12 protein-coding genes are annotated in these 12253 nt (G+C 40.7%); 5 read left to right on the top strand and 7 right to left on the bottom strand.

Annotated elements, in window-relative coordinates:
• Positions 1–63 precede the first annotated feature (63 nt).
• The 5 genes from AC59HZ_RS17735 to AC59HZ_RS17715 form a co-directional block, all read right to left on the bottom strand.
• Positions 64–963, bottom strand: coding sequence for an RCC1 domain-containing protein (locus AC59HZ_RS17735; protein ID WP_496547129.1), 900 nt, complete (start codon positions 961–963; stop codon positions 64–66).
• A gap of 355 nt (positions 964–1318) precedes the next feature.
• Positions 1319–1630, bottom strand: a complete 312-nt coding sequence (locus tag AC59HZ_RS17730; RefSeq protein WP_496547128.1) for a Zn-ribbon domain-containing OB-fold protein — start codon at positions 1628–1630, stop codon at positions 1319–1321.
• Positions 1621–2769 carry a thiolase C-terminal domain-containing protein gene (locus AC59HZ_RS17725; RefSeq protein ID WP_496547127.1) on the bottom strand — a complete coding sequence of 383 codons (1149 nt, stop codon included), beginning with the start codon at positions 2767–2769 and terminating at the stop codon, positions 1621–1623. Before AC59HZ_RS17725 ends, AC59HZ_RS17730 begins: the two co-directional genes overlap by 10 nt.
• Before the next feature lie 89 nt (positions 2770–2858).
• Positions 2859–4166, bottom strand: a complete 1308-nt coding sequence (locus AC59HZ_RS17720; protein WP_496547126.1) for an MFS transporter — start codon at positions 4164–4166, stop codon at positions 2859–2861.
• 92 nt (positions 4167–4258) lie between these two features.
• Positions 4259–5833, bottom strand: coding sequence for an AMP-binding protein (locus tag AC59HZ_RS17715; RefSeq protein WP_496547125.1), 1575 nt, complete (start codon positions 5831–5833; stop codon positions 4259–4261).
• Positions 5834–6129: 296 nt separating this feature from the next.
• Between AC59HZ_RS17715 and AC59HZ_RS17710 the strand changes: the two genes are divergently transcribed.
• Complete coding sequence (locus AC59HZ_RS17710) at positions 6130–6738, top strand: TetR/AcrR family transcriptional regulator (RefSeq protein WP_496547124.1); 609 nt, start codon at positions 6130–6132, stop codon at positions 6736–6738.
• Between the two features lie 60 nt (positions 6739–6798).
• On the opposite strand, the gene lipP1 is transcribed toward AC59HZ_RS17710, so the two are convergent.
• Positions 6799–7740 (bottom strand): LipP1 family hormone-sensitive lipase, encoded by a 942-nt coding sequence (gene lipP1, locus AC59HZ_RS17705; RefSeq protein WP_496547431.1) that lies wholly within the window; start codon positions 7738–7740, stop codon positions 6799–6801.
• A gap of 365 nt (positions 7741–8105) precedes the next feature.
• Between lipP1 and AC59HZ_RS17700 the strand changes: the two genes are divergently transcribed.
• The 4 genes from AC59HZ_RS17700 (at position 8106) to AC59HZ_RS17685 (ending at position 10956) form a co-directional block, all read left to right on the top strand.
• Positions 8106–8813 carry a DNA alkylation repair protein gene (locus AC59HZ_RS17700; protein WP_496547123.1) on the top strand — a complete coding sequence of 236 codons (708 nt, stop codon included), beginning with the start codon at positions 8106–8108 and terminating at the stop codon, positions 8811–8813.
• Between the two features lie 41 nt (positions 8814–8854).
• On the top strand, positions 8855–9160 hold the full coding sequence (locus AC59HZ_RS17695; protein WP_430067870.1) for a DUF3870 domain-containing protein: 306 nt from the start codon (positions 8855–8857) through the stop codon (positions 9158–9160).
• A 147-nt stretch (positions 9161–9307) separates the two neighbouring features.
• Positions 9308–9904 (top strand): Crp/Fnr family transcriptional regulator, encoded by a 597-nt coding sequence (locus AC59HZ_RS17690; protein WP_496547122.1) that lies wholly within the window; start codon positions 9308–9310, stop codon positions 9902–9904.
• An 83-nt stretch (positions 9905–9987) separates the two neighbouring features.
• Positions 9988–10956: an NAD(P)-dependent alcohol dehydrogenase gene (locus AC59HZ_RS17685; RefSeq protein ID WP_496547121.1), complete on the top strand. Its 969-nt coding sequence runs from the start codon at positions 9988–9990 to the stop codon at positions 10954–10956.
• A 70-nt stretch (positions 10957–11026) separates the two neighbouring features.
• Here AC59HZ_RS17685 and AC59HZ_RS17680 read toward each other — a convergent pair whose 3' ends face one another.
• A complete protein-coding gene (locus tag AC59HZ_RS17680) occupies positions 11027–12238 on the bottom strand; it encodes an acyl-CoA dehydrogenase family protein (RefSeq protein ID WP_496547120.1) in 1212 nt (403 codons plus the stop codon).
• Positions 12239–12253: the final 15 nt, after the last annotated feature.

Genomic DNA, 12253 nt, shown 5'->3' with positions numbered 1-12253 from the left:
ATAAACCCATTTGATCATAAAAAGAGACTGAGCGGAATTACCGTTCAGTCCATTAAATAGATCTTACACAATGTCGGGGAGTTGGATGCCGCGCCAGCCGCTTACATCGCATTGGCCAAATTTATTATCACCTACAGCAAGCACCGTGCCGTCCGATTTAAGACCGACGGTATGGGCACACCCCGCCGCAATCGCCACAATATCGCGCCAATCACTTACATTACATTGGCCATACTCATTCCAACCCACAGCCGCCACAGTACCGTCCGATTTAAGGCCGATGGTATGATTACTACCCACAGATATCGCCACAATACCGTGCCAGCCGCTTACATCGCATTGGTCATGTTTATTCAAACCCACAGCCGTCACCGTACCGTCCGATTTAAGACCGATGGTATGAAGATAACCCGCCGCAACCGCCACAATATCGAACCAGGTGCTTACATTGCATTGGCGATACCGATTATTACCCACAGCCGTCACCGTGCCGTCCAATTTAAGACCGATGGTATGCCAGTCACCCGCCGCGACCGCCACAATATCATGCCAGCCGCTTATATTGCATTCACCTTCATTATTTCGGCCCACTGCTACCACCGTGCCATCCGATTTAAGCCCAATGGTACGACACCAACCCGCCGCAACCGCTGCAATATCGCGCCAGTCGTTTACCTCGCATTGGTCATGCTTATTCCAACCCACAGCCGCCACAGTACTGTCAGATTTAAGACCGATTGTATGAGCATTACCCGTGTTCGTCGCCATATGAACATTACCAGCCTCGACCGCCACAATCTCGCGCCAGCCGCTTACATCACATTGGCCATATTTATTATCACCCACAGCCGTCACCGTACCGTCCGATTTAAGCCCTACGGTATGACGACGCCCCGCCGCTATGGTAGCTTTAGGCCACCGTTTCGCCTTTAACACCGCTTCTATCGGTGAAATGTAATCCATGTCTTACCTCCTTGAAAATAAGCATCCCTGCAGTAATCTGACAAGTATATGTAACTTTACAGTTGATCGTCAAATGTAAGCAACTGAATGGTTTTGTGATAAAGAAACCCTATCTAACTGTCCTTTTAGTTTATCCCAATATCTGGCCCACTTGTTGAAGACTGAACTTATGGAAATCAATTAACTTTCTTCTTTTTTGACTTTGATTTTAAAACCTTCGTTTTAAACTGAAAAGCCGTTTCCGACAGGAAACGGCTTTTCAGATTCCGTGATAAACTTTTCTGGTTAATTAATCGACCGTAAGGAAACACTCCATGAGTTGGACAAAAATATTATTCCCTATGCATGTCTGCAATTAACATTTTGCAAATACGTAAGTATTGTCTAAATATGAAATGCATTTTACATTATCATCGATCACAACTTGATCCGTTACCCGTCCAGTCACTCTAAGTCCTTCTGATAAATCGATTAAAGCGACTGAATAAGGTGTGAGATGAGAAAACTCTTTTGAAGAAACATGGATCGTTGTATGTGAAAAAACCTTTCCTTCACTACTAATCTTTTTTTGACGAAATTCGCTATTTTTACAGTTTGGACAAATCCATTTACGTTGTATAAACTTTTTTTCACACTGTGCACATTCATATACTTGAATCATTTCCATGACGATCTCACCCCTTCGAATATATGGACGGTTGAATATGCCCCCGTTCCACCTAGGTTCTGAGCCAATCCAATGTTTGCCCCTTCAACCTGATTGCAGCTTGTACCGCGAAGCTGGGAAACAATTTGATAGATTTGTGCAAGGCCTGTCGCCCCAATTGGATGCCCTTTAGACAGCAGACCACCGCTTGTATTCACAGGTACTTTTCCTCCATGCTTTGTTAGTCCAAGCTCTACCGCTTCCCAGCCAGTGCCTTTTTTGAAAAAGCCCAGTTCTTCAATGGCTATTATTTCTGTCATCGAGAAACAATCGTGCAACTCTACTACATCAATATCCTCAGGACCAAGCCCGGCGATTTGATAGGCACGATTCGCTGATTCTTTTATCGCTGGAAAACTTAATATATCCTCTGCCTCCTGCAACTGGGTCATACCGGATGCCTGTGCGGATGCCCGAACAATTACCCCTTTTTCTCCCTTTGAAAGGACAACTGCAACAGCACCATCAGTTGTTGGGGAACAATCAAATAAGCCTAAAGGGTCAGTAATGATCCTGGCATTCATAATTTCTTCCAAACTTGTCGAGCTTTTAAATTGTGCAATGGGATTGTTCATCGCGTACTCCCGATTTTTCAAAGCGACCATCGCTAAATGCTTTTTGGAAGCACCTGTTTCATAAAAATATCGATTGGCTAGCATGCCAAAAAATCCTGGAAAGGTCAATCCGGCATGTTTTTCATTCGAATCATTATCCATTGCCGCATTTATGGCCCTTGTCGAATCCTCTGTTGTGGCATGTTTCATTTTCTCCACACCTGCTATTAAAACATGATCATATTCACCACTTTGAATCATTTGGAATGCCTGTCGAAAAGCAATGCCGCCTGATGCACAAGCCCCCTCTACTTTAACAGCCGGGATGGGACCCAACCCTAAATCATTCACCGTGATTGCTCCTAAAATTTCTTGATTGCATAAAGAACCGGACATGAAATTTCCGATATAAACAGCATCTATTTTAGGGAAATTCGCCTCCCTTAATGCATCCAGACAAGCGTCCAGGAGTAATGTTTTTAATGAGGTGTTCTCATGTTTACCGAATGGGGTAATCCCCAATCCAGATACTGCAACTTTATTCATTTGGTACTCTCCTTCAGGGCAATCGTACCCTTCTTATTAAAATTCCATCAGTGGATGAACACTGATGGAATTTTCTCTAACCTAATTTATTAGATTGATATTTTCTTATTATTAATTGGTTTTACATTACTATCCTCATACTTAGAAATCTTTCTCGTATCAGGCACAAAGAAAGATAGGATGAGAGAAAAGGCAAACCCTGCCATCATCAATCCCCCAAAGGCCATTGGTGAAGCTCCATACTTTTCTAGCATTGGTGTCCAAAGCATTGGTCCAAAACCGGCTAGCGCGGCGGAAACCTGGTAACCGAATGATAACCCCGTATAGCGGACTTTCGCAGGAAACAGTTCTGAAAAGATGGTTCCCTGTGTAGAAAAGATCGACGCCCAGACAACTCCTAGGAGAATCACCTGCATAAAATAGAAAGAAACAGGACCCTTTGAAATATTGCTAAAGTAAGGAATAGCAAGTACAAGGAACAAAACTAACGAGCTAATATAAATAATCTTCCTGCCAATAAAATCGGAAAGATAACCAATTAACGGGATCGTAATAATCATGGTGGCACAGCCGACTGTGACACCGGTTAAGGCAACTTCTCTAGAGTAACCTAAATGAGTAGTGGCGTAGACAAGAATAAAAGACATTGAAAAGACATTGAACATTCCGTCACCAAGCTTTAAACCGATTAAGTGAAATACGCTTTTCGCATTGTTGCGAAATGTTTCAACAACTGGAACTTTTGCCAGTTCCCCGCTTTCTTTTTGCTTCTTAAAAGCAGGTGTCTCTTCAATACCGTTTCGAATCCAAAGTGCTAAAACAATGAGTACTGCACTAAAAAGGAAAGGAACCCTCCAACCCCATGCCAAAAATTGAGCATCTGTCGTTAAGGAACTTATAAAGGTAAAACTAAACGTCCCAAGCACTAATCCTAATGGTACACCGAGTTGAGGAATGGAGCCATAAAGTCCACGAAGTCCTTTTGGGGCATATTCGGTGGCCAACAACACGGCTCCTCCCCATTCCCCTCCAAGGGCAATTCCTTGGATCAGACGTAGGAGAACCAAAATAATAGGGGCTAGGAGGCCGACCTGTTCATAGGTCGGGACGAGACCAATCAGCAAGGAGCTGCCTCCCATTCCTAGAAGCGTTAACATGAGACTGGCTTTCCTTCCTAAACGGTCTCCATAATGGCCAAAAATCAGACTGCCAATTGGCCTCGCTGCGTAACCCACTCCGAATGTAGCAAAAGCTAAAAGAAGTGCGATGGCAGGATCTGCGCTTGGAAAAAAGAGTTTGGAAAATACTAATCCAGTAGCAGTACCATATAAATAAAAATCATACCATTCAATGACTGAACCAGAAACACTTGCAAATAGAACACGAGCTTTGTTCATAAAGCTACCCCTTTCAGCAATAACTGCTTTGAATAAGATTCAATGTTTTCAATAGATAAATAGGATAATAGCTGTAAATAATAAAATTATGACTATTTTGAAGTTTGAGCTGCCTCAAGGTGATTTTTTCGTAAAATATGCTTTTGAATTTTACCTACTGAAGTGCGAGGAAACTCATCAATGAACTCAACTGTATCGGGTACTTTGAATTTTGCTAATCTTTCACGACAATAAAGAATCATTTCTTCTTTTGAAATGGAAGAGTTCTCTCTTAAAATCACATAGGCAATAATGGCTTCATCACGCATCTCATCAGGGATTCCAATGACAGCCGCTTCGTAAACTTCCGGATGATCAGCAAGAACACTTTCAACCTCGTTAGCAGCAACATTTTCTCCTGCGCGCTTAATCATATCCTTAATACGGTCCACAAAATAAAAGTAACCGTCCCCTCCTAATCTTGCATTATCACCGGTGTACAGCCATCCATCCTTTAGGGTCTCTGCCGTTGCATCCGGATTTTTAAAATACCCTTTCATCAAGGTACGTCCCGGAACTCCTTTTACGGTGATTTGTCCGGTTTCACCATTTTGAACTTCATAACCGTCTTCATCGACGATTTTTACTTCATACCCAATGGTGGGTTTCCCAATGCTCATGTTTTTACGTGCTCCATCGATTGGGTTCATTAAAGGGACACCTACAGTCTCTGTCATTCCATACATCTGCAATAATTTGACTTGATAATTTTCCTCAAACCTCTTTAATTGCTCTTCCGTAACGGATTGAGCAAACCAAATCGCCCTTAAGGAGTTTTGACGGTCTGCAGGGTCAAATTCTTTTGCAAGAATCATCCGGATGGGAGCAGCAAACAGGGAGCCAACCGTTGCTCCGAAGCTAATAGCCTGTTTAAAATACCGTGATGCACTAAATTTTTCTGTAAAGGCAATACTTGCTCCGATCACAAGGGCTGACATCGTAGAATAATACTGTGCATTTCCATGGAACAAAGGAAGAACAATGAATTGCCGATCATCTGGAGTCAGTCTGATCGATTTCGACATTAGCTCACCAGTATAAATATAATTTGCATGGGTGATTTGAACGCCCTTTGGCTTTGAAGTTGTACCAGAAGTATAAAGCATTGCCGCAACATCTTCTGAATCTAGAGGAATAGTAGGAGTCTCTGAGCTTGCATAGGCAATCAAGTGTTTTAAATTTTGCTTTTCACGTTCTTCTTTTTCGTAGCGCGCTAATAAAATCTCTTTTAGATACGGCAGATTTTTACGATTATTGATAAACTTGTCCAAATACTCTTCTTCTGTAATTAGAAGCACGGACTCTGAATGGTTTAGGATATATTCCATTTCATCTCCAGAAGACAAAATATTTGTTGGAACCATGATTGCTCCAATATTGGCAAGTGCAAACCAAGAAGTCATAAACTCGAGGCAGTTTGGAAGATGCAAGGTTACATGTTGGCCTTTCACTACACCCAATTGAAGGAACACATTACTTAGACGATTCACTTGTTCAGCAAATTCACCGTAGGTTAGCTCGAACTTTTTTTGTTCTTGATCTTCAAATAGAAGCAACGTTTTATCACGATTCATTTCTACTTTTTCTTTTAATAAATCTCGTAACGTCCTATTGCCGACAATATCCATAGACCTTTCCCCCTTTTCGTTTCCAAGTTTTTGTCGCTCAAACTCGTATAAAGCGGTTACATTACAACTGAAAATGAATTTCACAGACTATAGTCTGTAATTAATATTATATAACCGATTTAATAGCGTCAACATATTTTTCAAATATTCTAAATTATAATAAAATTAGATATATTTAAATAGGTTTGCGAATCTTTATTGAGTGAACTTTTTTATCTAATAGTATTGAATTTTATTGGATTTCATTTTTTAATAGATGTAAGCCTTTACATAGTAAAGTAAAAAGGAGAGTTCGAATGTCACCTTCCCTTAGACAAACAAAAGCGCTGCAAACAAAGCAGCGGATTGTGGCGGCAGCGTTGGATCTCTTTAGCAAAAAAGGATTCGATCATGTCACCGTGGATGAAATTGTACAGGTTAGTAACACCTCCAAAGGTGCATTCTATGTACACTTTAATTCGAAATATGAAATCTTCCTCGAAAAATTCAAAGAAATCGACGAGTTTTATGAAAATTTCACGGAAACACTCCCAAAGGAAATTGGTTCTTATGAAAAAATTCTACTTTTAACTAAATCTCAAATGATTTATTTAAAAGACTGCCTAGGAATCGATTTAATAAGAACCGTTTATATGAGTGCTTTGATTCCCAATCAGCCCAAATTCCTTTCTAATACGGATCGGACTCTTTTTAAAATTGTTCACTCGTTTGTTAACGAAGGTCAAGAAAATGGAGAATTTAAGAAATATTTATCTTCCCAGGAAATTACGATGCTGATTACACGCTGTATGAGAGGCACCCTATACGATTGGGCATTATTTGGAGAGGAATTTGATCTTGTAGAAGAAAGTCAAAAGTTCATAAGGACGATTTTAAGTGGGATTTTAACAAAAGTAGATAACTGAGAAGAGCGGAAAAACCCCTTGCTAATTCAAGGGGTTAAATGATTTTATTTAACTTATAATCTATCTAATCGTTTTTACAACTTGAAAAGCATGCTTAAGAGCATTTGCTGCCTGATTAATGGCCGCATTCCCCTGTACCAACACCCCTGGCATCCAGAAGAAACCGTGGATCATGCCGTCATAGCGCGTCGCTTCAACTGGTACACCCGCTGCCTTTAGACCCTCGGCATAGGCTTCTCCTTCATCCCGCAACGGATCAAAACCGGCCGTGATCACGAGCGCTGGCGGTAGTCCGCTTAAGTCTTCAGCCAATAAAGGCGAAGCATACGGATTTTGACCATCCTGCTGATCACGCAGATAATGATTCCAGAACCATACCATCGTATTCTTGGTTAAAAAGTACCCATCAGCATTCTCCTGATACGATTTCGTGTCATAAGAGTGATTAGTCACCGGATAGATAAGCATTTGATACGCAAGAGATGGTCCTCCTTGATCGCGGGCCATCAAGGCTACGACAGCAGCTAGGTTTCCACCTGCACTATCACCGCCAACGGCAATCCGTTCAGCATCTACCTGGATGGATGGAGCATGTTCCGCTACCCACTTAACTGCCGCATATGAATCATCAGCAGCAGTCGGGAATCTGTGCTCCGGGGCCAATCGGTAATCAACTGATACCACGACACAGCCAGCCCTGTTGGCTAACATTCGGCAAGGTACATCAACAGTATCCAAATTGCCGATCACCCAGCCTCCGCCATGGTAGTAAACCAATGCTGGGAATGGCCCTTCCCCGGCAGGCGTATAGATCCGGACAGGTATTTCCCCTCCTGGTACCGGAATCGTCCTGTTTTCGACCTTCTCTACCTTTTCCGGAGCTCCAGCTAAAAGGCGGAAATCAGCACCCAGCCTCGCTTGTTCAGGTGTCAGCAACTCTAATGGCGGCGCACCGGCAGATTCTAATTGTTTTAAAATAAACCACGCCTGCGGATTGTTGATTTAATGCCATCCTTAAATCACTCCCTTAAAATAAAATGGTACAATGGAGTTTATAATTGTAAGCGCTACCAAATGTATTCTTCTTTGATGCCCAAAACTCCTTTGGACCTTCTTGGTTTTTTCCAAAACTTTCTAAAATAGAAGACTACCAAATATCTCTATGGTTGTTTCATTTTAAATATTCCCTGGATGTTTATTGACCTGGCCCCTCTTATTGTTCTTCCATACACGTGCAATAAATGGTATATTACGAATATACGTTCTGAATGCTGTTTATGGAGCAACTTTTTTTAAACTGGCAGGAATACGGATTTAATTTCAAGAAATTATGAAGATATGATTATGAAGGAAGGAAGTGCAAAACAATGGATTTCGAAATGGTTATGCAGGAACTAGAAGCACTCGGTAAGGAACGAATGAAAAAGACTTACATAAGCAATGGTGCACACGAACCGCTTTTTGGCGTGGCAACAGGGGCCATGAAGCCGATCACAAAGAAAATCAAGAAAAATCAGCCTTTAGCCGAAGAGCTTTATTCCACCGGAAATTATGATGCCATGTATTTTGCCGGCGTCATTGCGGACCCGAAGTCCATGACGGAGGCAGATTTTGACCGTTGGATCGATGCGGCGTATTTTTATATGCTTTCCGATTATGTCGTTGCCGTAACTTTGGCAGAAACCGATATTGCACAGGAAGTGGCCGATAAATGGATTGCAAGCGGTGAAGAACTGAAAATGTCTGCAGGTTGGAGCTGTTACTGCTGGCTTTTGGGTAATCGCAAAGACAGTGAATTTAACCCAAGCAAGCTTGCTGATATGCTCGATCAGGTTGAAAAGTCGATTCATAATTCTCCTGATCGAACTAAATCAGCTATGAATAATTTTATCTATACCGTCGCGATTTCCTATGTTCCGCTTCATGAAAAAGCGGTTGAAACTGCTAAGGCTGTTGGCCCAGTCGAAATCAAGCGGGACAAGAAAAAGAGCAGCATCCTGCTTGCTTCCGAAAATATTCAAAAAGAATTAGATAGAGGAAAGCTTGGTTTCAAACGCAAATATGTAAGGTGTTAGCCGTTCATAAAAATAAAATGAGTTTTTAGGAGTAGGATGAAATGAATACAATCTTTATTGCCGGTCATGCTAAGCTTCCTACGGGTATGGCTGCCAAAAATGTTTTCGAAACATTAACCATTACTGCCGAAATTGATAAACATTATGGAGTCATTGTCGATGCATCATGTACACTGGCCACCGAACATGGCAGGGATTATGTCTCCAGGCTCCTAAAAGGCCATAGCTTACGCAATGGAATAGAATCCCCTCTTGATCAGTTAAAAAAGGGCTATTTAGGAAAAGCAAATAATGCCCTGATTGCTGCATTAAAAGACCTTTTTAAGCAATATGAATCTCTTACTTAATTGAGTTTGGGATGGTGACGATTTTCCCTGGGGATGGAAGGAACTGTTTTCCTTCCATCCCCTCGATTTTTATAAACAAAAATATGGATAAAAATGTTAAAATGATTAAGGGACATTTAACTTAACTCAATTAGAAGGGAAGGTAATATGAAGAAAATTCTCTTGAAATACATGTCTGATTTTACTTCACTCAGCGAAGATGAACAACGGGCAATCTCTGAAAGTATACGAATTGATGAAATTAAAAAAGGAAAATACCTTCTTAGACAAGGGGAAAAATCTGCTATTAAATGTTATTTCGTATTAATGGGATGTGTTAGGCAGTTTTTTATAGATGAATCAGGTAAAGAGGTCACAACAAATTTTTTTACGGAAGAACAAGCTATTCCAATTATCAACCAACAGAATCAAGATGATTTATCAAAGTATTCCTTAATGTGTGTCGAAGACTGCCTATTAGTTGTAGGCGACGTTGATTCTGAAAAAACGATGTATAACAAATATCCACAACTTGAAACAATGATACGAAAAATGATGGAGATAAACCTTGGTGAAATACAAGAACAATTTGGAGAATTTATCTATTCTTCTCCGGAAGAACGCTACGATTCCATTGTAAGGAACCGTCCTCAGTTAGTTGACCGTGTTCCACAGCATCAATTGGCTAGTTATCTTGGGATTACTCCTGAATCATTAAGTAGAATAAAAAAGCGAATGAAAAAAAATAAATTTTACAATAGATGAAATCCACATTTCACAATATTCCCCACCGCTAAGCTGCAACCAAACAAATCTTCAAATAACCACCATAAAAAACTGGGAGTTTTTTGAAAGCTATCGTTTGTGATAAATATGGTTCACCCGATGTACTTAAATTAATAGAGATAAAAAAACCTTTACCCGCCGATAATCAAGTATTGGTAAGAGTTCATTCAGCATCCTTGAACTTTGGTAACTTGGTTCTTTTGAAAGGCAAACCTTTTTTAGCCCGTTTTGCCTTCGGACTAACGAAACCAAAATACGCCATACCAGGAGGAGACATATCTGGTACAGTTGAATCTGTTGGTAAGGACGTTAAGTTATTTCAAGTAGGTGATGAAGTTTTTGGCGACCTCTCTGGTTGTGGCTGGGGTGGTTTTGCTGAATATGTAGCTGTCCCCGAAAATGCTTTAGCCATAAAGCCAGCCAATATCTCCTTCGAGGAAGCTGCCGCGACACCTATGGCAAGTGTGACTGCCTTACAGGGACTACGTGATAAAGGTAAGATCAAATCGGGACAGAAGGTATTAATTTATGGGGCATCAGGTGGTGTCGGTACTTTTGCTGTACAAATTGCCAAATCATTTGGGGCTGAAGTAACTGGGGTTTGTAGTACGAGAAATTTAGAGATTGTACGTTTAATAGGAGCCGACCATATCATTGATTATACAAAAGAGGATTTCACTCAAAATGAGGAGTGTTACGATTTGATCCTTGGTGTGAATGGTTCTAATTCCATGTCAGCTTATAAACGTGCACTAAAATCAAATGGGAAATTTGTTCACGTAGGAGGTTCCGAATCCCAATTGTATCAAACATTATTTCTTGGACCTTTTATTTCAAAAACTGGAAGCAAGAAAATAAGTAACCTGTTACAGAGAGCAAACCAAAAAGACTTAAATGATGTAAAAGAATTACTTGAGACTGGCAAGGTTAAACCAATAATTGATAAACGGTATAGGTTAAATGAAATAACTGAAGCATTCAAATATTTTCAGGAAGGTCATGCTCAAGGTAAAGTGGTAATTACTGTTTAATTTATCAATAAAAAAGCAATGCGATTTCATATGTGAAATGAAATGCATTGCTTTTTTATTTGTTATTTACTTAACTGTTTTTGACAGTTTCTATTTCTAATGGCCAGGCTGGCAGCACTTTGTTTAATACTTTGTCTTCACGGTAACCAAGAACATATTCTGCCTGCATAATCGTGTGAATTTCCCTCGTTCCTTCATAAATAACAGGTGCTTTTGAGTTTCTAAGGAAACGTTCAACAGGGTATTCACTAGAAAATCCGTACGCTCCATGAATTTGAACGGCATCGTCAGCAGCCTTATTCGCAAAATCACATGCCTGCCATTTGGCAAGTGAAGTTTCCCTGGTATTCCGCTTCCCTTTGTTTTTAAGTTCTCCTGCCCGGTAAACCAATAGACGGCTCATTTGAAATCCAGCCTCCATGTTGGCAATCATTTGCTGAACTAGCTGATGTTTGCCAATTTCTTTCCCGAAGGTTTTTCGTTCATGACAGTAGTTTACACTTCCCTCTATGCAAGCCATAATCTGGCCAACGGCTCCTGCGGCAACCGTGAAGCGGCCATTATCTAATGCAGCCATGGCAATTTTGAAGCCTTCTCCCTCTTGACCTAATAAATTTTCCTTTGGAACCCTTACTTGATCAAAGAACAATTCACCTGTATTGCCAGATCGAATTCCCAGCTTCCCTTTGATCGCTTTGGATGAAAAGCCGAGCATGGTACGTTCCACGATAAAGGCGGAAATGCCGTGATGTTTTTTCTCTTTATCCGTATAAGCAAATACGATGAAATGATCCGCAATATCACATAAAGAGATCCATGTTTTGGACCCATTTAGAATATAATCATTACCGTCTCTTATGGCCGTGGTCGCAAGGGATGCCACGTCTGAACCAGCTCCTGGTTCTGTTAAACCAAAGGCCCCGATTTTTTCACCTTTGGCTTGTGGGACGAGATATTTTTGTTTTTGTTCCTCTGATCCCCATTGCAATAGGGTTAAGCTATTTAAACCGATATGAACGGAAACTGCCGTACGAAAAGCAGTGTCGCCTCTTTCAAGCTCTTCACAAACAATCGCAAGTGAATTATAATCCATACCACTGCCGCCATATTGTTCAGGGATACAAACCCCCATCAAATCTAAATCTCTTAACCGTTTCCATATGACAGGATCAAATTTTCCTTGTTCATCCCATTCCTTCATATTTGGGATAATTTCCTTATCGACAAAACTTCTTACCATTTTTCTTAACATCTCTTGTTCTTCTGTGAATTCAAAATTCATGACCTACTACCTCCT

The sequence above is a fragment of the Neobacillus sp. DZ-9 genome (assembly GCF_059587065.1).
The sequence above is the reverse complement of the archived record's forward strand: the minus strand, read 5'-3'. Positions and strand labels throughout refer to the sequence as shown.

Excerpts from the sequence above, each read along its gene's own strand:
- AC59HZ_RS17735 (WP_496547129.1), bottom strand. The coding sequence starts at position 963 with ATGGATTACATTTCACCGATAGAAGCGGTGTTAAAGGCGAAACGGTGG.
- AC59HZ_RS17730 (WP_496547128.1), bottom strand. The coding sequence starts at position 1,630 with ATGGAAATGATTCAAGTATATGAATGTGCACAGTGTGAAAAAAAGTTT.
- AC59HZ_RS17725 (WP_496547127.1), bottom strand. The coding sequence starts at position 2,769 with ATGAATAAAGTTGCAGTATCTGGATTGGGGATTACCCCATTCGGTAAA.
- AC59HZ_RS17720 (WP_496547126.1), bottom strand. The coding sequence starts at position 4,166 with ATGAACAAAGCTCGTGTTCTATTTGCAAGTGTTTCTGGTTCAGTCATT.
- AC59HZ_RS17715 (WP_496547125.1), bottom strand. The coding sequence starts at position 5,833 with ATGGATATTGTCGGCAATAGGACGTTACGAGATTTATTAAAAGAAAAA.
- AC59HZ_RS17710 (WP_496547124.1), top strand. The coding sequence starts at position 6,130 with ATGTCACCTTCCCTTAGACAAACAAAAGCGCTGCAAACAAAGCAGCGG.
- AC59HZ_RS17700 (WP_496547123.1), top strand. The coding sequence starts at position 8,106 with ATGGATTTCGAAATGGTTATGCAGGAACTAGAAGCACTCGGTAAGGAA.
- AC59HZ_RS17695 (WP_430067870.1), top strand. The coding sequence starts at position 8,855 with ATGAATACAATCTTTATTGCCGGTCATGCTAAGCTTCCTACGGGTATG.
- AC59HZ_RS17690 (WP_496547122.1), top strand. The coding sequence starts at position 9,308 with ATGAAGAAAATTCTCTTGAAATACATGTCTGATTTTACTTCACTCAGC.
- AC59HZ_RS17680 (WP_496547120.1), bottom strand. The coding sequence starts at position 12,238 with ATGAATTTTGAATTCACAGAAGAACAAGAGATGTTAAGAAAAATGGTA.